Consider the following 21835-nt stretch of genomic DNA (forward strand, 5'->3'; position numbering starts at 1 on the left):
CTTGCTGCGCACTTTGTGCCTGCTCAGCAGGGGCGGCCCGAGCAGCCGCTCAATATCAGCCATGCCATTATGCTGATTGTCGCCATTTTACTGCTGGTCTACAGCGCCAAAACCGCCCTGAAAGGGGTGCTGTCGCCGTGGATGGTGGCCTCTACGCTGCTTACCGGGGCGGTGATGCTGTTTATTTTCGTCCGTATCCAGCTGCGCGCGCGCGTACCAATGATCGACATGCGTCTGTTTTGCCATCGCATTATTTTAAGCGGCGTGGTCATGGCGATGACCGCCATGATTGCGCTGGTGGGCTTTGAACTGCTGATGGCGCAGGAGTTGCAGTTCGTGCATGGTTTTACGCCGTTTGAAGCAGGGATATTTATGCTGCCGGTGATGGTGGCGAGCGGATTTAGCGGGCCGATCGCGGGTGTGCTGGTCGGGCGTCTGGGGCTGCGCATTGTCGCGGCCGGAGGCATGGGGCTAAGCGCGATCAGTTTTATCGGCCTGTCGACGCTCGATTTCAGCACCCAACAGTGGCAGGCGTGGAGCCTGATGGTGCTGCTGGGCTTCAGTGCCGCCAGCGCACTGCTGGCATCGACGTCAGCGATCATGGCTGCCGCGCCGAAAGAGAAAGCGGCCGCGGCAGGCGCGATCGAAACCATGTCCTACGAGCTGGGCGCTGGTCTCGGGATCGCCATTTTCGGTCTGCTGTTAACCCGCAGCTTTTCGGCGTCAATTGTACTGCCGCAGGGGCTGAGCGCGTCGCTGACCGATAAAGCCTCGTCGTCCATCGGTGAAGCGATGAAGGTCGCGCAGGAGCTGACGCCGTCACTGGCCGAGCCGGTGATGACGGCGGCGAAAACCGCGTTCATCACCTCGCACAGCGTGGCCCTGGGCAGTGCGGGAGCCATGCTGATGATTCTGGCGATCGGGATCTGGTTTAGTCTGGCGAAGGTCGGAGGGCAGCAGTAAAAAAAAGGCCAGCCGCGAGGGCTGGCCTTTTGAACTAACACATCTTAGAACTGGTAGGTCAGACCTACAGCCACGATGTTGTCGGTAGCCACTTTGGCATCTTTGGTGAACTGGCTGTCATCCACGAGGTTGATTTTGTAATCAACGTAGGTGGACATGTTTTTGTTGAAGTAGTAGCTCGCGCCAACGTCAACGTATTCAACCAGGTCCTGGTCGCCATAAGAACCGATGTCTTTACCTTTGGATTTCAGGTAAGCGATGGATGGACGCAGACCGAAGTCAAACTGGTACTGAGCCACAACTTCGAAGTTCTGTGCTTTGTTGGCAACGTGACCGCTACCGAACGCCGTCATGTTGCGGGTTTCAGAGTAGGTGGTTGCCAGGTAGATGTTGTTCGCATCGTACTTCAGGCCAGCAGCCCAGACTTCTGCGTTTTCGCCACCGGCGTTCAGGTTGCTTGCAGCACGAACCTGACGGTCAGTACGGTCAGATTTAGCGTAGGTCGCACCCACACCGAAGCCGTCGAATTCATAGGTAGAAGACAGACCCCAGCCGTCACCGTTGGATTCGGTGATCTCTGAACGGTCGTTTTTACCCTGGTACTGGGCAGCCACGTTCAGGCCGTCAACCAGACCAAAGAAGTCGGTGTTACGGTAGGTGGCAACGCCAGTGGTACGACCGGTCATGAAGCCGTCAGTCTGCGTCCAGGTATCGCCACCGAACTCTGGCAGAACGTCAGTCCATGCGCCGATGTCATAAGCAACACCGTAGTTACGACCGTAGTCGAAGGAACCGAATTCATCGAATTTCAGACCAGCGAAGGCCAGACGGGTTTTGTTGCCGTCGGAACCCTGAGCTTCAGAGCGGTTGCCCTTGAACTCATATTCCCACTGGCCGTATCCGGTCAGTTGATCGTTGATCTGAGTTTCACCTTTGAAGCCCAGACGAACGTATGTTTTGTCGCCGTCGCTACCAGCATCATCAGAAAAATAGTGCAGACCAGTAACTTTGCCGTACAGATCCAGTTTGTTACCGTCTTTGTTAAAAACTTCAGCCGCGTTAACAACGCCAGCCGCCAACATGGAAGTCACTGCCACTGCAACTAATTTAAGTTTCATCTTAACTAACCCTTATAATTTTATTTAGGTATTTCCTAAGCCACCTGAGCGATTTTTAAACGAGGCTTATCGTCAATGGCAGACTATTTTTAAAATTCCGTAGACTGCTTTCAATAATAAGTTTCAAAATATTAAAGATAATTTCAATTAGTGTGATCCTGATCCGATAAATTTCCCTTAAATCGCTCAATAAGGTTAATTTATATACATAAATTGATTATTAACAAAACACGATAATAAGGCTGGAAATAGTTGCCATGCGTTTTTGTTTTTAGAGGGAGATAAAAGGGCTTGGCAGATAATCTCACGGAATGGGGCGCGTTATTGACTTTGAAAACAGTGGTTTGTGGATTTGTCCGGAAGCCAGCAACTGCTTTTTAAAAGAAACATCCAGAAATAAACTATTGCACTATGTGCTATATAGCGCGGGAATATTGGGGTTGAATTAATTACCTGCGTTGTCAGTTTATGTCAATTTCCACAACGGATCTGACTTTGTGTGAATACTCTATACAGAAATAGAAATACACACGAATGTTATAAATAATATTCTTTACTGTGATCACATATTAAAATAATGTTAATTTTTACCGGGCATAATTCGTGCCCGGTAAAAATAAAAATGCTATTTGCGGGTGGCATACCAGCAAAGTAATGATCCGGCGCAAACCATTAATGCACCTTGCCAGAATGAGAATGAAAGCGGAGAGCTCAGCATAATAGCCGCCAGCGCGGCAGAGAGTACCGGGGTGAAGTAGGAGACGGCCGCAAGCACCGTGACGTTACCGTGGAGGATCCCAATGTTCCAGGCGGCGTAGCCAAAGCCAAGGGCAACACCACACATCAACAGCTTCACGACTACCGGCACGCTGAATACCATTTCGGGCTGATCGCTGACGGCATATTTGACCCACAGGCTCAGGGCGGTCAGCAGGACGAAAAGAGTAATGCCATTTTGCCCTCTGGCATACCTGCTGGTGACGGTGCAGTAGGCGGCCCAGATAAAGGCACCGGCAAATGCCAGCCCGTAGCTCAGCGGGCTGGAAACGATGTTCTGCATGATGTCGTGAACGTGCAGCCCGTTTTCGCCGCCTAAGACCCAGCCCACGCCCAACAGGGAGATCGCTAAGCCGGGGATCACCCACAGGGTGGATTTTTGTCCGTTGAACAAAATGGCGAACAAAATCGTCAGGCTTGGCCAGAGATAATTGACCATGCCCACCTCAATTGCCTGCGAGCGCGTCGCGGCAAAGCCAAGCGACAGGGCAAGGCACATTTCATAGCTGACAAACAGGACGCTGCCCGCAATGAGATAGCCTTTCGAAAACCGTTTAATATCAGGGAAACCTACCGTCGCCAGACACAATAATCCGCTGACGGTGTAGATCATCGCTGCGCCCCCCACCGGGCCAAGTCCCTCACTGACGCTGCGGATGAGACCCACCATGGTGCTCCACAGCAGTATGGCCACCAGGCCAATCAGCGTTGCTCTTTTTCTGTCCATTACCCTGCCAGTCTCATAAAAATCAAAGGGTAAACTTATAGCATCTAACCCATTCACCAGGCGAATTTTCTGTTTCGCGGTTAACCCGAAAGGAGTAATAAATCATACCAGCGGTGACTATTAAGGGGGCGAAGTTCGGCGACCTTGATTTGACGCAAAAAAAACAGGGGCTTTGCTGTTAGTTTGCGGCGCGAAGTCTTATCAGATAACGAGGACAGCAATGGACGTCAGCCGCAGACAATTTTTTAAAATCTGCGCGGGCGGTATGGCCGGAACAACAGCCGCAATGCTGGGATTCGCTCCCAAAATGGCGCTGGCTCAGGCACGCAACTATAAACTGCTGCGCGCGAAAGAGATCCGTAACACCTGCACATACTGCTCCGTGGGTTGTGGGCTATTAATGTATAGCCTGGGTGATGGCGCGAAGAACGCCAAAGAAGCGATTTATCATATTGAAGGGGACCCGGACCATCCGGTGAGCCGCGGGGCGCTTTGCCCGAAAGGGGCGGGGCTGCTGGACTACGTCCACAGTGAAAACCGTCTGCGCTATCCGGAATATCGTGCGCCGGGCTCTGATAAATGGCAGCGCATCTCCTGGGACGAGGCCTTCTCACGTATTGCAAAACTGATGAAAGCGGATCGCGACGCCAACTTTATTGAAAAGAACGAGCAGGGCGTTACGGTAAACCGCTGGACCTCCACCGGGATGCTGTGTGCGTCTGCGGCAAGTAATGAGACCGGCATGCTGACGCAAAAATTTGTGCGCTCCCTCGGCATGCTGGCGGTTGATAACCAGGCGCGCGTCTGACACGGACCAACGGTAGCAAGTCTTGCTCCAACATTTGGTCGCGGTGCGATGACCAACCACTGGGTTGATATCAAAAACGCAAACGTCGTGGTGGTGATGGGCGGTAACGCCGCTGAAGCCCATCCGGTGGGATTCCGCTGGGCGATGGAAGCGAAAAACAACAACGATGCGACACTGATTGTCGTCGATCCACGCTTTACGCGTACGGCATCGGTGGCTGATATTTATGCGCCGATCCGCTCCGGTACGGATATTACGTTCCTTTCCGGCGTGCTGTTGTACCTGATCGAAAACAATAAGATTAACGCGGAATACGTTAAGCATTACACCAATGCCGCCCTGCTGGTGCGGGAAGATTTCGCCTTCGAAGATGGCCTGTTCAGCGGCTATGACGCAGAGAAACGTCAGTACGATAAATCGTCCTGGAACTATCAATTCGACGAAAACGGCTACGCGAAACGCGATGAGACCCTGACCGATCCGCGCTGCGTGTGGAACTTGCTGAAACAGCATGTTTCCCGTTATACGCCAGACGTGGTGGAAAACATCTGCGGTACGCCGAAAGCAGACTTCCTGAAAGTATGTGAAGTGCTGGCCTCCACCAGTGCCGCCGACAGAACAACCACCTTCCTGTACGCGCTGGGCTGGACGCAGCATACCGTGGGCGCGCAGAACATCCGTACCATGGCGATGATCCAGCTGCTGCTCGGCAACATGGGGATGGCCGGTGGGGGCGTGAACGCCCTGCGCGGACACTCCAACATTCAGGGCTTAACCGATCTCGGCCTGCTGTCGACCAGCCTGCCGGGTTACCTGACCCTGCCGTCGGAGAAGCAGACCGACTGGCAAAGCTGGCTTGACGCCAACACGCCAAAAGCGACGCGTCCGGACCAGGTGAACTACTGGAGTAACTATCCGAAGTTTGCCGTCAGTCTGATGAAATCGTTCTACGGCGATGCGGCGCAGAAAGAGAATGACTGGGGCTTTGAGTGGTTGCCGAAATGGGATCAGGCTTACGATGTCATCAAGTATTTCAACATGATGGATAAGGGCGACGTCACGGGGTATATCTGCCAGGGCTTTAACCCGGTGGCGTCATTCCCGGATAAAAACAAAGTCGTTCGCAGCCTGAGCAAGCTGAAGTACATGGTGGTTATCGATCCGCTGGTCACCGAAACGTCTACGTTCTGGCAGAACCACGGCGAGTCTAACGATGTCGATCCGGCATCCATTCAGACCGAGGTGTTCCGACTGCCATCGACCTGCTTTGCGGAAGAGGACGGTTCTATTGCCAACTCTGGCCGCTGGCTACAGTGGCACTGGAAAGGTCAGGATGCGCCGGGTGAAGCGCGTAATGACGGCGAAATTCTGGCCGGGATTTACCATCGTCTGCGCGAAATGTACCGCACCGAAGGCGGCAAAGGCGCAGAGCCGCTGCTGAAGATGAGCTGGAACTACAAGCAGCCGGATCATCCTGAGTCCGAAGAGGTGGCAAAAGAGAACAACGGCGTGGCGCTGGCCGACCTGTACGATGCCAACGGCAATCTGGTGGCGAAGAAAGGCCAGTTGCTCAATAGCTTCGCGCTGTTGCGTGACGACGGCACCACGGCCTCGTCATGCTGGATCTACACCGGCAGCTGGACGGAGCAGGGTAATCAGATGGCCAACCGTGATAACGCCGATCCGTCAGGCCTGGGCAACACGCTGGGCTGGGCATGGGCGTGGCCGTTGAACCGCCGCGTACTGTACAACCGTGCCTCCGCAGACGTGAACGGTAAGCCGTGGGATCCGAAACGCATGCTGATCGAGTGGAACGGCACGAAGTGGACGGGGAACGATATCCCGGACTTCAACACCGCCGCGCCGGACAGCAACACCGGGCCGTTTATCATGCAGCCGGAAGGGTTGGGGCGTCTGTTTGCCATCGACAAGCTGGCGGAAGGGCCGTTCCCGGAACATTACGAGCCGATGGAAACGCCGCTCGGCACTAACCCGCTGCACCCGAACGTGGTCTCCAGCCCGGTAGTGCGTATCTATGAAGATGACGTGATGCGTTTAGGTAAAAAGGACAAGTTCCCGTATGTCGGAACTACCTACCGCCTGACTGAGCATTTCCATACCTGGACCAAACATGCGCGGCTTAACGCCATCGCGCAGCCGGAACAGTTTGTGGAGATAAGCGAAACGCTGGCGAAGGCGAAAGGCATTGCCAATGGCGATCGCGTGACGGTGAGCAGCAAGCGCGGCTTTATTCGCGCGGTAGCGGTGGTCACCCGTCGTCTGCAAAGTCTGAACGTACACGGCCAGCAGGTAGAAACCGTCGGCATCCCGCTGCACTGGGGCTTTGAAGGGGTGGCGCAGAAAGGTTACATCGCCAATACCCTGACGCCAAACGTCGGCGATTCCAACTCACAAACGCCGGAGTATAAAGCGTTTCTGGTCAACATCGAGAAAGCGTAAGGAGCGATTAAATGGCGATGGAAACACAAGACATTATTAAACGCTCCGCGACCAACCCGATAACGCCCGCGCCTCGCGCGCGGGACTACAAGGCAGAAGTCGCCAAGCTGATCGATGTCTCCTCCTGCGTGGGCTGTAAGGCCTGCCAGGTGGCCTGCTCGGAGTGGAACGATATCCGCGACGAGGTGGGGCACTGCGTTGGCGTTTACGATAACCCGGCTGATCTGAGCGCCAAGTCCTGGACGGTGATGCGCTTTAGCGAAACCGACCAGAACGGCAAGCTGGAGTGGCTAATCCGTAAAGACGGCTGTATGCACTGTGAAGATCCGGGCTGCCTGAAGGCATGCCCGTCTGCGGGTGCAATTATTCAGTACGCCAACGGGATCGTCGACTTCCAGCAGGATAACTGTATCGGCTGCGGCTACTGCATCGCAGGCTGTCCGTTTAATATCCCGCGCCTCAATAAAGAAGATAACCGGGTCTATAAATGCACGCTGTGTGTCGATCGCGTCAGCGTCGGACAGGAGCCTGCCTGCGTGAAGACCTGTCCTACCGGGGCTATCCACTTCGGCACCAAAAAAGAGATGCTGGAAGTGGCACAGCAGCGGGTGGATAAGCTCAAAGCGCGCGGCTATGACAAGGCCGGGATTTATAACCCGCAGGGCGTGGGCGGTACGCACGTCATGTATGTTCTGCACCACAATGACCAGCCGGAGCTGTATCACAATCTGCCGAAGGATCCGGCGATCGATACCTCAATCAACCTCTGGAAAGGGGCGCTTAAGCCGCTCTCAGCGGCGGGCTTTATCGCCACCTTTGCCGGGCTGATTTATCACTACATCGGTATCGGGCCGAATAAAGAGGTGGATGACGACGAGGAGGAGCATCATGAGTAAGTCGAAAATGATAGTGCGCACAAAATTTGTCGATCGCGCCTGTCACTGGACGGTGGTCATCTGCTTCTTCCTGGTGGCGGTATCCGGCATTTCGTTCTTCTTCCCGACGCTACAGTGGCTAACGGAAACCTTCGGGACACCGCAGATGGGGCGCATTCTGCATCCGTTCTTCGGCGTACTGATTTTCGTGGTGCTGATGTTTATGTTTGTACGTTTCGTTCATCACAACATCCCTGACAAGCAGGATATTCCGTGGCTAAAAGGGATTGTTGAGGTTCTGAAAGGCAACGAGCATAAAGTCGCGAAGGTGGGCAAATATAACGCCGGGCAGAAGATGATGTTCTGGACCATCATGAGCATGATTTTTGTGCTGCTGGTGACCGGGGTGATCATCTGGCGTCCGTATTTTGCGCACTATTTCCCGATTCAGGTAGTGCGTTATGCGCTGCTGATCCACGCGACCTCGGCCATTATTCTGATCCACGCCATTCTGATCCATATGTATATGGCATTCTGGGTGAAAGGATCGATCAAAGGCATGATTGAAGGGAAGGTGAGCCGCCGCTGGGCGCAGAAGCACCATCCGCGCTGGTACCGCGACGTTGAGCGTCTTGAAGCGCAAAAAGAGAGTTCGGAAGGGTTGAAGTAAACCTCGCGCCGTCGGCATTGTCCGGCGGCGCTGCGCTTGTGCTGGTCTGCTTCCCTGTATCAAAACCGCTCTGCAATATACCGGAAGGGATATTTTGTTGGCTTCACTTTGCCGATCTTGCGTTTCGGTAAATCCACCTTGTCAACGTGAATTTCTTTATAGGGGATCTGTGAAAGCAGATGCGAAATAATATTCAACCGAACCCGTTTTTTATCTTCTGAGCGCGCCACAAACCACGGCGCCCAGGCGGTGTCGGTCGCTTTAAACATCGCATCACGGGCGAGGGTATATTCATCCCATAGATTGAAAGATTTTATGTCCATTGGAGACAGCTTCCAGATCTTGCGACCATCATTAATGCGATCGCGCAGGCGGCGTTCCTGCTCTTTTGGCGTTACTTCAAGCCAGTATTTCAACAATATGATCCCGGCATCGACCATCGCTTTTTCCATCACCGGCGTTCCATCAAGAAATTTGTCGGCCTGCTCTTCGGTACAGAAACCCATTACTCTTTCCACGCCTGCGCGGTTGTACCAGCTCCGGTCAAAAATGACGATTTCACCGGCAGAGGGCAGATGGGGAACGTAACGCTGAAAATAGAGCTGACTTTTCTCTTTATCGGTGGGGGCCGGTAACGCAACAACGCGAAACACCCGGGGGCTGACGCGTTCGGTGATGGCTTTGATGGCGCCGCCTTTACCCGCGCCGTCTCGCCCTTCAAAAACAATACAGACCTTTAACCCTTTGGCGACCACCCATTGCTGGAGCTTAACCAGTTCAACATGGAGGCGGCGAAGCTCTTGCTCGTACGCTTTGGTTTTGAGCGGCGCGTTTATAACGACATCATCAACAACACGGGTTTTCTTCTTACTGACCATGGCGGGTCTCCCTATGGGTCCGGTCGCGGGATCGAGGCCGTACTAAGCGTGTAATCGGCCTGAATGAATGGATTAATGTGTCAGAAAGCTGATTTGAACTGGTTCACCATACAAGTTTAATCAATAATGCACGCTGCGTATTTTTTAACAGTGGTCGCGGTATGAAAAAAACAATTTTTTCGTTAGCACTGGCTACCTTTGGCCTGGGAATGGCTGAATTTGGCATCATGGGCGTGCTGACAGAACTGGCTCATGATACGGGCATTTCGATTCCCTCCGCCGGAAATATGATTTCGTTTTACGCTTTTGGCGTGGTGATCGGCGCGCCAATTGTGGCGCTGTTCTCCAGTAAATTTTCGCTGAAAACAACGCTGCTGTTTCTGGTGGCGATGTGCGTCGTCGGTAACGCGCTCTTTACCTTCTCTGACACCTACATGGGGCTGGCGGCGGGGCGCTTAATCTCTGGTTTCCCGCATGGCGCGATTTTCGGTGTGGGGGCGATAATCCTGTCAAAAATTGCGCCACCGGGTAAGGTGACGGTTGCTGTAGCAGGGATGATTGCCGGGATGACCGTTGCCAATTTGCTTGGCGTCCCGCTCGGGACCTGGCTGGGACATGAATTTAACTGGCGTTACACCTTCTTTTTGATTGCCGTCTTTGATGCGCTGGTGATCCTCTCTGTTCTGCTGTGGGTGCCAGACATTCACGACACGACAACCACCCGGCTGACAGAACAATTCCACTTCCTGAAAAAACCGGAACCGTGGCTGATTTTTGCCGCTACGATGTTTGGCAATGCCGGGGTGTTTGCCTGGTTTAGCTTCGTGAAGCCGTTTATGGTCAACGTGTCAGGCTTTTCCGAGGGCGTCATGACCGCGATCATGATGCTGATGGGGCTGGGCATGGTGCTGGGTAATGTTTTCAGCGGCAAGCTGTCGTCGCGCTTTAGCCCGCTGCGCATTGCTGCCACCACCGACATGGTGATTGTGGCTTCGCTGCTGTTACTGTTCGCGTTTGGCGAGCTTAAAACAGCTTCACTGGTAATGGGGTTCGTCTGCTGCGCCGGGCTGTTTGCGCTCTCTGCGCCGCTGCAAATACTGCTGCTGCAAAATGCGAAAGGCGGCGAGATGTTGGGGGCCGCAGGCGGGCAAATGGCGTTTAACCTCGGCAGCGCAATAGGCGCGTATTTCGGTGGAATGATGATTACGCTCGGCTTTAGCTGGAGCTATGTCACGCTTCCGGCAGCGATCTTATCCTTCTCAGCAATGACCTCTCTGTTGATGTACGGTTTTTTATGTGCCAAAAAGCGTCAGGCCAACGCAGGAGCGCTGGCCTGATTTCACGCTTTGCCCGCTGGTCGCGGGCACAGGAGGGGACTACACGAATTTCGCCAGTGGGTCAGCGGCGGCAAATGCGACAGCTTTGTCTGCTGCTGGCGGGTAAATCAGTTCGTTGGTGATGGCGACTTTGATCTTTTTGCCTTCCTCGCGCACGGATTTAACACGCTGTTCCCAGCCCTCGGTGTACACCGCGCCCCAGCCACCCAGATCCAGACAGGTGACGTAATTCACCTGACGGTAAGGGTACGGCTCCAGATTTAACAGGCTGGCAGCTGCGTTATGTCCGGCGAATTTCCCCAGCTGGATCGCGTGCTGGCAGGTCATCAGTGCCGTGTTGCCCGCATCGTCCGTTTTGGCGTGAGCCATATCACCCGTCGCGTAAACCTCCGAATGCGCAGGGACCTGCAACGTGTCGGTGACGATAAGGCGTCCCTGAGTGTCGCGTTCCCCGTCAATTTGCAGGCTGAGGGGGTTAGCTTCTACCCCTGCCGTCCACACTACAGTCGCGCTGGCAATGCGCTCTCCGTTTTTCAGCGTCACGCCGCTGGCATCAATAGCTTCAATTTCACTGTTTAAACGCCATTCAACGTCCAGAGCGTTGCTTGCTTCTTCAATGGTGTTACGCAGCGCCTCGCTGTAACGCCCGCCAATGGTTGCACCTCTTTCAACTACGATCACTTTAGTCTTTGTATCGGCGCCGAAGCGGGTGCGAAGACGATCAGGGAGTTCCGTTGCCAGCTCAATGCCGGTAAAACCGCCGCCACACACGACCACGGTATTGCGTTCTGGGGTGGAGGGGCGCGAAACCAGCGAATCAAGATGTTGCTCGAACAGCCTGGCGGAGTCGAGTTGGTCGATATCAAATGCGTATTCAGTCAGACCGGCAATCGGCGGACGTTTAGTCTGGCTACCGGTTGCGAGGATCAGACGTTCCCAGTTGACTTCGGCAATGGCGCCGTTTGAATCGCGATACAAAACGGTTTTAGATGAGGTATCAATACGTTGTGCTTCGCCCGAAATAAAGGCAATACCCAGCTCAGCAAACAGTTCGGTCAGTGGCGCGACCATCGTCGACACGTTCTCTTCATAAAAACGTGGACGAACGCGCAGTTCCGGCACCGGGGCCAGCACGGCAATGCTGAGGCTATTATTACCTTCCAGAGCAGAAAGACGCGCGGCGCTGACCGCAGCCCACATACCGGAAAACCCACTACCCACAATTAAAATCTGCTTTTTCATACTCGATCCTTTTGTTCGTCAGGCTGTGTGTCTGACATAACTGCCACTATACTTGTCGGAGTTAACTGCGACAACTTCTTTCTGAGTTAAAATTCGTTATAATGCAGCGAACAATGACCCGGAGTGAGCCATGGCGTTTTACAGTTCTGGTGTGGAATATGGCATTCATAGCCTGATGTGTATGGTGGATGCAAAAGGCAATGAGCGTGAGATGAGCGTCCGGGAGATGGCGGCCTTGCAGGGCGTACCGTACGACTATCTTGGGAAGATTTTCACTCGTTTGTCACGCGCGGGGCTGGTTATCAGCACCGAAGGCAAGGGGGGAGGATTCCGGCTGGCGCGTCCGGCAGAGCTGATCAGCGTGCTGGACGTGGCGCACGCCATCGACGGCGATAAGAATATGTTCGAATGTCGGGAAGTGCGTCAGCGCCTGGCGGTATTTGATGAAACGCCACCGGCCTGGGTCTGTGACGGACCGTGCGGGGTGCGATCGGTTATGGACAGCGCGCAGCAGCGGATGGAAGAGGAGTTAGGACGCCATACCATCCTGGATCTGGCGCGGAAGATGTATCGAAAAGCGCCGGACACGTTCCAGATCGAGGTTCAGGAGTGGATTTCCGATCGCCGTTCGTCTACGTGACAGGCCGGGCAGGGCAAACCCGCTACCCGGCCACCGCGGTTAAGAACGTAAATCAATCACCATACGGCCACGGATCTGGCCCTGTTCCATCTCTTTAAAGATGGCGTTGATATCTTCCAGTGGGCGCATCGTGACTTTCGGAACCACCTTACCTTCAGCCGCAAACTGGAAGGCTTCGAGCAGATCCTGACGAGTACCCACCAGAGAGCCCACCACCTGAATCCCATCCAGGACCAGACGTGGAATATCCAGGCTCATCGCTTCCGGCGGCAGGCCAACAGCCACCACGCGGCCTCCGGCGCGAACCGCGTCAACAGCAGAGTTGAAGGCCGCTTTCGCTACCGCCGTCACCACTGCCGCATGTGCGCCGCCGGTTTTCTCCTGAATCACTTTTGCCGCATCTTCACTGCGGGAGTTCACGGTTAAGTCTGCGCCCATGCTGGCAGCGAGCTTCAACTGCTCGTCATTCACGTCAATGGCGATAACTTTCGCATTAAAGACATTTTTGGCGTATTGCAGTGCGAGGTTGCCCAGACCGCCAAGGCCATAGATCGCAATCCACTGGCCGGGTTTGATCTCAGAGACTTTTACCGCTTTGTAGGTGGTGACCCCAGCGCAGGTGATGCTGCTGGCCGCCGCAGAGTCCAGCCCCTCCGGGACTTTAACCGCGTAATCCGCGGTCACGATGCACTCTTCTGCCATGCCGCCGTCGACGGAGTAACCCGCGTTTTTTACGTCACGGCACAGAGTTTCGTTGCCGGTATTACAATATTCACAGTGGCCACAGCCTTCGAAGAACCACGCCACGCTTGCACGATCGCCAACTTTCAGTGACGTGACGCCCGGACCAATCTCTTTGACAATACCAATCCCTTCATGGCCGAGGATCACCCCGGTCTTGTCGCCAAAATCGCCATTTTTAACATGGAGATCGGTATGGCAAACGCCACAGCACTCCATCTTCAGCAGCGCTTCACCATGTTTGAGCGCGCGTAAGGTTTTCTCTGTAACGTTAACCTGATGATCCTGAGTGACAACAGCAGCCTTCATGTGTTTCTCCTTTTACTAATGAGTATCTGCATAGCAGGTGTAATACCCATTAAGGATTAATACTTTGGCGCTGTAATGCAAGGCAACCGCAACATAATGTCATCAATTAATTCAGTTTCAGATTAAGAATACGGTGATCCTCTAATAATCAGTAGGGGAAAACGCTAACGTAAAAAACCCGGCGTAACGACCGCCGGGTACAGATTTATAGTTGGGCTTCTATCTCCTCAATCTCTCTTCGCCATTGCGCCTGCAACTGCGGTTTTTGGTGTTTTGGCTTGCGCGCCAAATCCTCTTCCAGCAGCATTTCCAGGGCAACCAGGCGTTCGAGCAGATCGTCAGACGCTGAAGGTGGTGCCTTCGATGCAGTCTTCGATGCCCCAGGCACCACCGGACCGGTGCCCGCACGCAGGCGCTCAAACACCGCCTCCGCATCGTGCCATTCGCTAAGCCTGCCGTCCTCAATCAGCCAGTAGCGGTTACAGCTCTGGCTAATTAACTGACGATCGTGGCTCACCAGCAGCACTCCGCCTTCAAACTGTTGCAGTGTTTCCGCCAGCGCCTCTTTGCCTTCCATGTCCAGGTGGTTGGTTGGCTCATCCAGCATCAGAAGGCTATAGCGAGCAAGCGTCAGGCCGATGAACAGCAGGCGCGAACGTTCCCCACCGCTCAGCGTCCTGACTTTTTGTCCGTGTCGCGCCCACGGGAACCCGGCACTGATGAGGGCCATTTTACGGGTCTGCGGATCTGGCGCGAAAGGCTCCAGCGCGTCAAAGATTGTTGCCTCCTCCGAAAGCTGATTCAGCGTCTGATCGTAATAGCCTGGCGACACGCGAGGATGAAGTTTCAGGCCAGTCTCTGAAGGTTCACCTGTGAAATGCCGCCAGATAAGCTTCATCAGTGATGATTTGCCGCAGCCATTACGCCCGACGATAGCCACGCGATCGCCACTTCTAAGCCGCGCAATGTCGACGTGAAACAGCTCAGACAGGCCAGGCTCAGGCGCTACGCTTAGGTTTTCCATCTCCAGTAGCCGGTCTGCCCGCAGGGCGTCACCGCGCAGGGTTAATGTCCACGGACTGCCTGCGGTGAGCTCTGTCTGACTCTCCTTAAGCCGTTCGACCTGCTTTTCCATCTGTTTGGCTTTGCGGGCCAGATCTTCGTTATCGTAGACCTTGCCCCAGGTGGCCAGCCGTCTGGCACTGGCGGTTACGCGATCAATCTCCTTTTGCTCCGCCTTATGCCGCAGCGCATCACTTTCGTCTTTGGCTACCAGCGCCTGACGCGCGGCGGTGCAGGGAAGGGCGAAGTAGTGCAACATCTTATCGCGCAGGATCCAGCTGCCGTTGGTGACGGCATCCAATAGTTGCCTGTCGTGTGAGACCAGCACAAAGCTGCCGGACCAGTTCTGTAAAAACTGTTCCAGCCAGAGCAGGGTCGGCAAATCGAGGTGGTTACTCGGTTCGTCCAGCAGTAACAGATCTGGATCGCCGATCAGCGCCCGCGCCAGCAGGAGACGCGTGTGCTGCCCGCCGCTCAGCGTTGCCGACGTTAAGGCCATGTCCTGCGGTGTAAAGCCCATACCCGCCAGCAGCGTTTCAGCTTTCCAGTGCAGACTCTCGCGTTCAGTCGCGGGCAGTTGCGCCAGCACGGCATCCAGCATGGTCAGGGGATAAATGGCTTCTGGCAGGTGTTGCTCAACGCGCGCCATCAGACAGTATCTGGCCAATGCGACGGTTCCGGCAGCAGGGGAGTCTGTGCCGTCCAACACCTTCAGCAACGTACTTTTGCCGCAGCCGTTGTCGCCCAGCAGGCCAATGCGGTCGCCTTTTTTCAGCGTAAAGGAGAGGGAGTCGAACAGCGTGCCAAACGCCGTATCAACACGTAAAGATTGTGCAGTAAGTAAAGTGCTCATTGTTGCTTACCCAAGAGTTACAGGCATGTTTATGCCTCGTCAAACATCGCTGACGATAACTCAGTAAGCCCGAGAGAAGGGATTTCAGGGGTTGGTGTCTTCGCTCAAGCGGAAGTTATCGCAGCACGATACCGATAACGCTTGAGCTGGTGCGATCACCAAATGTATGTGAAACATTGAAAATTTCACAGTACAGCATAATTGGCCTCCTTATAAGTTAAGTGATTATTAGTAACCATCACTATACAACATTTTCATAGAATGAACATACTACTGCGGCAAAAAGCGATATCTTCGGTTGCGGATACAGAACTAAGCGCGTGATGTGATAAAAGGAAGGGCAGCGTCGCTGCCCAGAATCATCTTTTTCGTATAAGCAAATACAGGGATAGCGTGATTACAGACGCAATGAATATGGCCATGCCGAAGAAAACATACAAAACAAAATCCATTATCCTTTCGTCGCCATATATTCCAAAAAGCTCCACAAAATCGTACTGCGTTTCTGGTGGAACAATCTTGTAGAGTGTGAACATTGATAGAAACACGGCTATACACCACAACAACACAAGGAATGCCGCCTTCATTAATAGACCTGCACAACGCCATGTGCAATCATGTAGTTTCCCAATTGCTGCCCTCCAGTTCGAAGTAAGGCTGATGCCAGAATCTTAAAATCGCTCTGACTATAAAGTGTAATACAACCCTTACTTATGCCAGATGGCCCGATAGGGTGTAACCGGAATTCACCTCGCCTTACGCCTTTCACAAAAGTCTCATCATTTATCAATCCGTCATCGCGATATAATGCAAACCATTCGTTCCGATTCGAACCGGTGAAAAATGCGTTAACACTATCCTTAGTTTGAGTATACCAACCCCCTAATCCACGTAAAAGTATGTAATAGCGACCAGGTGGGAGTGGGCCGATATCAGGTATATTTGCGCTTTCTGCACGGTTCGTCGCGTCACCATTTCCTGAAAATGCAGGAAAAAAGCCAACTCCGGGCACAGACAAAGTAGCGTACGTACCTCCGTTGAGGTGGAAAAAGCACTGTAGGAGATTCATGATCTGTCATTCCAGGAATCAGCAAAGATGATATTACCGTCACAGTGTCGCCATGTGATCTTCTCGTAACGGAGGGAAATATTTTCTAAATGATTATGTTTTTCCATTGCTGGATTTTTTACGTCATGCATCACCGGGCATATTGAGACCACTTTAACGTTCTCAAGGAACATGTTGAAGTATTCGACCTCTTGACCAGCATCATTGATTTTGTACCACTTAAACTCGGCACTTTTTAGCGTTTGGCCTTTTGCTACAGCCTTGTATAAGTAAGGGCTGGAACTGTCGAACTCCTTTTCAAAAACCAGAGCGCTATGCATGCGCGTACCCGTGATTTTTCCTGTCATATTATCTGTCGGTAGATGCAGTCCATGACCGAATCCTAATACTTCAATACTGCCCTCGCGATATTGCACATCAACCGCGCCTTTGATATCTGCGCCGCCGTCATCTTTCAGCCATAGATATGCTGGGATTGCCATTTCAAAACTCCTTTTTCAATAAATGAATTTAGTGATGCAAAACGTTACTAAACTCTTAAGAAAAACTATTTGTTAGGCAAGAAGTGTTATGTAAAATTTATATATTTTAAAAGGATATAGATTTTTGATTAGGTATGCATTTTTCAAATGATCGATCCTGCTGCATTTGAAAGCCAAATTATCATGAGTGACTTTCAACAAAGCATTTATAGGCAGGATTAAGGGAATTAGAGGAAAAAGGGAGAAGGGACTTCACGTTCCCTCTCCCTTGTGAAGAGAGGGAACGTTCAAAACTCCGATTTAAATCGAAGTACGACGATAGCTACGGTATTCCGGCATCCAGAAGTTATCATCAATCGCCTGCTGCAACGCATCGGCAGAGGTTTTCACCGCGACGCCTTGCTGCTGCGCCATTTTGCCTACCGCGAAGGCAATTGCGCGGGACACTTTGTGAATGTCTTTCAGCTCCGGCAGTACCAGGCCTTCACCGTTATTCACCAGCGGAGAGTGACCTGCCAGCGTTTCGCTCGCGGACATCAGCATTTCGTCGGTGATGCGGGACGCGCCGGAGGCGATAACTCCCAGACCAATACCCGGGAAGATATAGGAGTTATTGCACTGCGCGATGGGGTAGAGTTTGTCCTTCCACACCACCGGATCAAATGGACTGCCGGTTGCGACCAGTGCCTTACCTTCGGTCCATGCGATGATGTCCTGCGGCGTTGCCTCCACGCGTGAAGTCGGGTTAGACAGCGGCATCACGATAGGGCGTTCACAGTGCTTGTGCATCTCGCGAATAATCTCCTCCGTGAAGAGGCCGGTCTGCCCGGACACGCCGATCAGAATGTCCGGCTTCACGTTGCGCACCACGTCAAGAAGCGAGAGCACTTCGTTATCCGTATCCCAGTTTTTCAGGTTTTCGCGCTTCTGCACCAGTTTGGTCTGGAACGGGAGTAAGTTTGGCATGCCGTCGGTCAGCAGGCCAAAACGATCCACCATAAAGACGCGGGAGCGGGCCAGCTCTTCGCTTAAGCCTTCGCGCTGGGTCTGGGCAATAATTTGCTCGGCGATGCCGCAGCCCGCGGAGCCTGCACCCAGGAAGACAATTTTCTGATAGCTGAGCTGACTGCCTGCCGCACGGCTCGCAGCAATCAGCGTACCGACGGTCACTGCCGCAGTGCCCTGAATGTCATCGTTGAACGAGCAGATCTCATCGCGGTAGCGGTTCAGCAGCGGCATGGCGTTTTTCTGTGCGAAGTCTTCGAACTGCAACAGCACGTCAGGCCAGCGGTGCTTCACGGCCTGGATGAAATCATCCACAAACTGATAGTACTCGTCGTCGGTAATGCGCGGGTGACGCCAGCCCATGTACAGCGGATCGTTCAACAGTTGCTGGTTATTGGTCCCCACGTCAAGTACCACCGGCAGGGTGTAGGCCGGGCTGATCCCGCCGCAGGCGGTATACAGCGAGAGCTTACCGATGGGGATCCCCATCCCGCCAATGCCCTGGTCACCGAGGCCCAGAATACGTTCGCCATCGGTCACCACGATCACCTTGATGTTGTGGTTAGGCACGTTTTGCAGAATGTCATCCATGTTGTGACGGTTCTGATAAGAGATGAACACACCGCGGGAACGACGGTAGATCTCTGAGAAGCGTTCACACGCCGCGCCGACGGTGGGGGTGTAAATGACGGGCATCATCTCTTCAAGATGGTTCTGCACGAGGCGGTAGAAGAGGGTTTCGTTGGTGTCCTGAATATTACGCAGGTAGATGTGTTTATCGATTTCGGTTTTAAAGCCCTGATACTGGATCCAGGCACGTTCTGCCTGTTCTTCAATGGTCTCAACCACTTCAGGCAGCAGGCCCAGCAGGTTAAAGCTGCTGCGCTCTTCCATGCTAAAGGCGCTGCCTTTGTTCAGAAGGGGGAACTCCAGTAAAACCGGACCGGCGTAAGGAATATAAAGGGAACGATGTTTTTTCAGTTTGTTGTCCATGTCACTCACTCTTTTTAAGAAGATCCGTCCCTGACACTGCTGTTTGTCATCTTTCTGGCCTGTGCTACGGGGTGCGGTCGGTTGGTATTATAAAGGAGCTGAATATTAATTACCGCAACACATAAAGAAAAACACCACCGGGATTACCGATGGTGTTGTGAATTTCGTACTGGAAATTACTTGCCTGCCTGACGTTTCCTGCCGGTGGCATGGGTAACTTGCGTTTCGCTACCCTCCTCAATAACCACTTTACGCTGGTTAGAGAGCTTGTAGTTCAGTCCCAGTATATGGCGTGCCTGACGGTTCGATTTCATGTTAACTCCTCAATCCTGTTGATAGTTTTAAGGACAAGCTTGCTTACGCAAACGAAATGTAACCCCTTAGGTTGCAGATCCAGCTTAGCAGGTTTTTACAGAGGTGCGTTTCGCCCACTAACCACATAGTTGATGGTTTGCTGGTAGATGTCACTGAGGATGTCATTGTCCGTGGCTTCCACCCACTTGGTCAGTTCCATCAAAATGTCATCTTCAGTAACAACACCGTGCTCGGCGTGAAGACCTTGTGCGATCGCGTTAACAAGTTCCGGTTGTGCTGCTGTGGTATGTGCCGGGTAATAAGTAAACATGCTGCCTCCGTGTCGTTGTCTGTTTAATGTTACGGCGTGCAAAATCGTAATTCACATTCAGATTGGCAAATATTTTTGCCGTTGTGGTTCAGATTCGTCCTGGAATTAAAAATAACATCCCCCGTAGCACAGAAATAAAACTCAGGGTTTCCAGCGGCGTAAATTTGTGGTTTTTTCATAAGGCATGGGCGTCGGCCAGGAGATCAATTCCACAATGCTGCCCCAGGGGGTTTGACCATAGCAGAAAGCATTACCTTCACCTTGCTCATCCGGAAAGCTAAGCGGCTTCGGCGCGGTGAACATCTCGCCGCCGGCGGCGGTGAAAGCCGCGATGGCACTATCAAAATCATCAACATAAACAGCAAAATGCTGAATTCCAAAGTCGCTGGCGCGAGCGGGCATTCCCTGTTCAGGGCCATGCATTTCGAAAAGTTCTATGCCGGGTCCGTGCGGCATAACAAGCATGCGAATGGCATGAATTTTAGTGCCGGGAAATAATTTTAAGGTGTGTTGCTGGGCGGGCTGATCGATATTATCGGTTTCTGCATCGACAGAATGATATAAAACCTGTGCGCCGAAAGCGCGTTCAAAAAATAGGGTGGCTTTTTCAATGTCGGGCACCGTAATACCGATATGGTCAATACCCCTTACTGACGATTGCATAGTAAACTCCTGCTATAAAAAATTTAAATATAGCAGGAGATAGTCAGCTTATTACCACTTCATTTCGCCGGTATTCACTTTGGCACTCAGTTCCAGCGAACTTTCTTCCGCAAGGTTCGGCCACTGTTTTTTCATCGCGATGATGACGTCGGTAGACGCTTTATGCGTCCTGAGGGCCTTTTCAAACTGCTGTAGATAGCGACGGGTAAAGTCGATAGCGCCGGTACCCGCTGGCGGTGTCCCAAGGTAGTGGCCCGGAATAACGCGTTCGGGCTTAAGGGCAGCCATGCTATCCAGCGTCTGCTGCCACTGTTTACGGCTTTCCGGCGTTTGGGTATCCGCCGTCCAGACGTGAATGCCCCATGAGACGCCCGTGCCGCCGAGGATGGTTTTGGCGGATGGGATCCAGACGTACGCCGCATAGCTTTCAGGCTCTTCAATGCTTACTCTCTCACCGTCAATCATAAAGGTGGTTGAGGCAAGCACTTGCGGCACGTAGAGCTGCGTCGGCGCGCCATCTTTCATCTGTGGCCCCCAGAAGGCGAGCTTCGCGTCTTTTGTGGCCCTGATATGGTCCACCACCTGTTGCGTGGCGACAACTTTGGCATTAGGGAAGGCTTTCATCAGCGGTTGCAGGCCGAAATAGAAATCCGGATCGCCGGAAGTGATCACGATTTTGTTCAGCGTTTTACCGCTGTGGCGAATTTTTTCTACCAGCGCTTCGCCATCTTTCACGCTGAACTGGGCGTCAAACAGTACCGCCTCTTTCGGGCCAGATACCAGCGTGGAAGAAACGGCAAAAATGCCTTTTTCCTGCGGGTTATACGTATCAACGGTCAACGGAGCGGCAAAGACGGCCGGAGTGAAAAGGGTTGTCAACAAAGCAAGGCGGGCGATAGTCATGGTCATGTCTCTGTTCTTCAGGAAAGTCTCTATTGTACGGATCTCTTCATTTGCCAGAATTCCTGAAACAGGAGATGCTTAGTTTCATAGATCGAGCAAATGGAGGTCAAAATGGATCGCGTTATTGCCGCCCAGGTGTACAACCGCATCTGTGAGCTGGGGAGTTTAAGCGCGGCGGCGCGGGCGCTGGGGATCTCCCGTCCGATGGTGAGCCGTTATCTGGAGCAGATGGAGAAGTGGGCTGGGGCGCGGCTGGTTAACCGCTCCACCCGTAAGCTGACGCTGACGGCGGCGGGGGAGAAAGTCCTGCAAAAGACGCGCACGCTATCGCAAATTTCTCAGGAAATTGAAGATCAGTCAGTGAAGGATTTACCCTCAGGCACGCTTCGTGTCGCCTGCGCGCATTTTACCGCGATGCAGATTATCGCTCCGGTGCTGCCCGATCTGTTGCAGCGTTACCCTCAACTGCGCATTGAGCTGGATGTTAACAACCATCCGGTGAGCCTGGTGGGCGAGCGAATTGACGTGGCGATCCGCATTACCGATAACCCCGAACCGGGTATGATCGCTCGCCGGTTGGGAGAGTGTCGGTCCGTGCTTTGCGCCTCGCCGCACTACCTTGCAAGCCGGGGCGT

Annotated in this window: 20 protein-coding genes; 7 read left to right on the top strand and 13 right to left on the bottom strand. The window is 53.1% G+C overall.

Features of this window, described 5'->3' with window-relative positions:
- A partial coding sequence (locus HP459_RS09915) for an MFS transporter (RefSeq protein ID WP_171936163.1) occupies positions 1-963 on the top strand: 963 nt, incomplete at its 5' end.
- A 44-nt stretch (positions 964-1007) separates the two neighbouring features.
- Here the strand turns inward: HP459_RS09915 and HP459_RS09920 are convergent.
- Complete coding sequence (locus HP459_RS09920) at positions 1008-2081, bottom strand: porin OmpC (RefSeq protein WP_022648207.1); 1074 nt, start codon at positions 2079-2081, stop codon at positions 1008-1010.
- Positions 2082-2706: 625 nt separating this feature from the next.
- Positions 2707-3585: an aromatic amino acid DMT transporter YddG gene (yddG, locus tag HP459_RS09925; protein ID WP_023300177.1), complete on the bottom strand. Its 879-nt coding sequence runs from the start codon at positions 3583-3585 to the stop codon at positions 2707-2709.
- A 220-nt stretch (positions 3586-3805) separates the two neighbouring features.
- Here yddG and fdnG point away from each other — a divergent pair, with 220 nt between their 5' ends.
- The 3 genes from fdnG to fdnI are packed head-to-tail and all read left to right on the top strand — an operon-like array spanning position 3806 to position 8398.
- The gene (gene fdnG, locus HP459_RS09930; protein WP_171936164.1) at positions 3806-6853 is read left to right on the top strand and encodes a formate dehydrogenase-N subunit alpha; all 3048 of its coding nucleotides are present in this window, start codon (positions 3806-3808) and stop codon (positions 6851-6853) included.
- Between the two features lie 11 nt (positions 6854-6864).
- Complete coding sequence (fdxH, locus tag HP459_RS09935; RefSeq protein WP_003857048.1) at positions 6865-7749, top strand: formate dehydrogenase subunit beta; 885 nt, start codon at positions 6865-6867, stop codon at positions 7747-7749.
- Positions 7742-8398 (top strand): formate dehydrogenase-N subunit gamma, encoded by a 657-nt coding sequence (gene fdnI / locus HP459_RS09940; protein ID WP_003857050.1) that lies wholly within the window; start codon positions 7742-7744, stop codon positions 8396-8398. Before fdxH ends, fdnI begins: the two co-directional genes overlap by 8 nt.
- A gap of 59 nt (positions 8399-8457) precedes the next feature.
- Here the strand turns inward: fdnI and ppk2 are convergent, their stop codons facing one another.
- Positions 8458-9276: a polyphosphate kinase 2 gene (gene ppk2, locus HP459_RS09945; RefSeq protein ID WP_171936165.1), complete on the bottom strand. Its 819-nt coding sequence runs from the start codon at positions 9274-9276 to the stop codon at positions 8458-8460.
- A gap of 161 nt (positions 9277-9437) precedes the next feature.
- Between ppk2 and araJ the strand changes: the two genes are divergently transcribed.
- A complete protein-coding gene (araJ, locus tag HP459_RS09950; RefSeq protein ID WP_063148920.1) occupies positions 9438-10613 on the top strand; it encodes an MFS transporter AraJ in 1176 nt (391 codons plus the stop codon).
- A gap of 39 nt (positions 10614-10652) precedes the next feature.
- Here araJ and HP459_RS09955 read toward each other — a convergent pair whose 3' ends face one another.
- Positions 10653-11855 (bottom strand): NAD(P)/FAD-dependent oxidoreductase, encoded by a 1203-nt coding sequence (locus HP459_RS09955; protein ID WP_032624210.1) that lies wholly within the window; start codon positions 11853-11855, stop codon positions 10653-10655.
- Between the two features lie 130 nt (positions 11856-11985).
- On the opposite strand from HP459_RS09955, the gene HP459_RS09960 reads away from it, so the two are divergent.
- Positions 11986-12495, top strand: a complete 510-nt coding sequence (locus HP459_RS09960) for an Rrf2 family transcriptional regulator (protein ID WP_022648200.1) — start codon at positions 11986-11988, stop codon at positions 12493-12495.
- 39 nt (positions 12496-12534) lie between these two features.
- Here HP459_RS09960 and adhP read toward each other — a convergent pair whose 3' ends face one another.
- From adhP to HP459_RS10005, 9 genes are all read right to left on the bottom strand, one after another.
- On the bottom strand, positions 12535-13545 hold the full coding sequence (gene adhP, locus HP459_RS09965) for an alcohol dehydrogenase AdhP (protein WP_023306254.1): 1011 nt from the start codon (positions 13543-13545) through the stop codon (positions 12535-12537).
- A 205-nt stretch (positions 13546-13750) separates the two neighbouring features.
- Positions 13751-15460, bottom strand: a complete 1710-nt coding sequence (locus HP459_RS09970) for an ABC-F family ATP-binding cassette domain-containing protein (protein WP_171936166.1) — start codon at positions 15458-15460, stop codon at positions 13751-13753.
- A gap of 586 nt (positions 15461-16046) precedes the next feature.
- A complete protein-coding gene (locus HP459_RS09975; RefSeq protein ID WP_022648196.1) occupies positions 16047-16529 on the bottom strand; it encodes a DUF2778 domain-containing protein in 483 nt (160 codons plus the stop codon).
- On the bottom strand, positions 16526-17011 hold the full coding sequence (locus tag HP459_RS09980; RefSeq protein ID WP_032624212.1) for an Hcp family type VI secretion system effector: 486 nt from the start codon (positions 17009-17011) through the stop codon (positions 16526-16528). The genes HP459_RS09975 and HP459_RS09980 overlap by 4 nt, the downstream gene beginning before the upstream one ends.
- A 300-nt stretch (positions 17012-17311) precedes the next feature.
- Positions 17312-19009, bottom strand: a complete 1698-nt coding sequence (locus HP459_RS09985; RefSeq protein WP_022648194.1) for an NAD-dependent malic enzyme — start codon at positions 19007-19009, stop codon at positions 17312-17314.
- A 176-nt stretch (positions 19010-19185) separates the two neighbouring features.
- The gene (gene sra, locus HP459_RS09990) at positions 19186-19323 is read right to left on the bottom strand and encodes a stationary-phase-induced ribosome-associated protein (RefSeq protein ID WP_000841561.1); all 138 of its coding nucleotides are present in this window, start codon (positions 19321-19323) and stop codon (positions 19186-19188) included.
- Between the two features lie 95 nt (positions 19324-19418).
- The gene (gene bdm, locus HP459_RS09995) at positions 19419-19634 is read right to left on the bottom strand and encodes a biofilm-dependent modulation protein (protein ID WP_022648192.1); all 216 of its coding nucleotides are present in this window, start codon (positions 19632-19634) and stop codon (positions 19419-19421) included.
- A gap of 141 nt (positions 19635-19775) precedes the next feature.
- The gene (locus HP459_RS10000; protein WP_171936167.1) at positions 19776-20297 is read right to left on the bottom strand and encodes a VOC family protein; all 522 of its coding nucleotides are present in this window, start codon (positions 20295-20297) and stop codon (positions 19776-19778) included.
- 51 nt (positions 20298-20348) lie between these two features.
- Positions 20349-21200 (bottom strand): Vmh family MBL fold metallo-hydrolase, encoded by an 852-nt coding sequence (locus HP459_RS10005; protein WP_023306247.1) that lies wholly within the window; start codon positions 21198-21200, stop codon positions 20349-20351.
- Between the two features lie 111 nt (positions 21201-21311).
- Here HP459_RS10005 and HP459_RS10010 point away from each other — a divergent pair.
- Positions 21312-21835: LysR family transcriptional regulator (locus tag HP459_RS10010; RefSeq protein WP_253939630.1), on the top strand; the 524-nt coding region annotated here is incomplete at its 3' end.

Origin of the sequence: Enterobacter sp. CM29, from assembly GCF_013179605.1 — a bacterium.
In the GTDB taxonomy this organism is placed as follows: Bacteria; Pseudomonadota; Gammaproteobacteria; order Enterobacterales; family Enterobacteriaceae; genus Enterobacter; species Enterobacter intestinihominis.

Excerpts from the sequence above, each read along its gene's own strand:
- sra (WP_000841561.1), bottom strand. The coding sequence starts at position 19,323 with ATGAAATCGAACCGTCAGGCACGCCATATACTGGGACTGAACTACAAG.
- adhP (WP_023306254.1), bottom strand. The coding sequence starts at position 13,545 with ATGAAGGCTGCTGTTGTCACTCAGGATCATCAGGTTAACGTTACAGAG.
- HP459_RS09960 (WP_022648200.1), top strand. The coding sequence starts at position 11,986 with ATGGCGTTTTACAGTTCTGGTGTGGAATATGGCATTCATAGCCTGATG.
- HP459_RS09970 (WP_171936166.1), bottom strand. The coding sequence starts at position 15,460 with ATGAGCACTTTACTTACTGCACAATCTTTACGTGTTGATACGGCGTTT.
- yddG (WP_023300177.1), bottom strand. The coding sequence starts at position 3,585 with ATGGACAGAAAAAGAGCAACGCTGATTGGCCTGGTGGCCATACTGCTG.
- HP459_RS09920 (WP_022648207.1), bottom strand. The coding sequence starts at position 2,081 with ATGAAACTTAAATTAGTTGCAGTGGCAGTGACTTCCATGTTGGCGGCT.
- HP459_RS10000 (WP_171936167.1), bottom strand. The coding sequence starts at position 20,297 with ATGCAATCGTCAGTAAGGGGTATTGACCATATCGGTATTACGGTGCCC.
- HP459_RS09980 (WP_032624212.1), bottom strand. The coding sequence starts at position 17,011 with ATGGCAATCCCAGCATATCTATGGCTGAAAGATGACGGCGGCGCAGAT.
- HP459_RS10005 (WP_023306247.1), bottom strand. The coding sequence starts at position 21,200 with ATGACTATCGCCCGCCTTGCTTTGTTGACAACCCTTTTCACTCCGGCC.
- bdm (WP_022648192.1), bottom strand. The coding sequence starts at position 19,634 with ATGTTTACTTATTACCCGGCACATACCACAGCAGCACAACCGGAACTT.
- HP459_RS09955 (WP_032624210.1), bottom strand. The coding sequence starts at position 11,855 with ATGAAAAAGCAGATTTTAATTGTGGGTAGTGGGTTTTCCGGTATGTGG.
- fdnI (WP_003857050.1), top strand. The coding sequence starts at position 7,742 with ATGAGTAAGTCGAAAATGATAGTGCGCACAAAATTTGTCGATCGCGCC.
- fdxH (WP_003857048.1), top strand. The coding sequence starts at position 6,865 with ATGGCGATGGAAACACAAGACATTATTAAACGCTCCGCGACCAACCCG.
- araJ (WP_063148920.1), top strand. The coding sequence starts at position 9,438 with ATGAAAAAAACAATTTTTTCGTTAGCACTGGCTACCTTTGGCCTGGGA.
- HP459_RS09985 (WP_022648194.1), bottom strand. The coding sequence starts at position 19,009 with ATGGACAACAAACTGAAAAAACATCGTTCCCTTTATATTCCTTACGCC.
- HP459_RS09975 (WP_022648196.1), bottom strand. The coding sequence starts at position 16,529 with ATGAATCTCCTACAGTGCTTTTTCCACCTCAACGGAGGTACGTACGCT.
- ppk2 (WP_171936165.1), bottom strand. The coding sequence starts at position 9,276 with ATGGTCAGTAAGAAGAAAACCCGTGTTGTTGATGATGTCGTTATAAAC.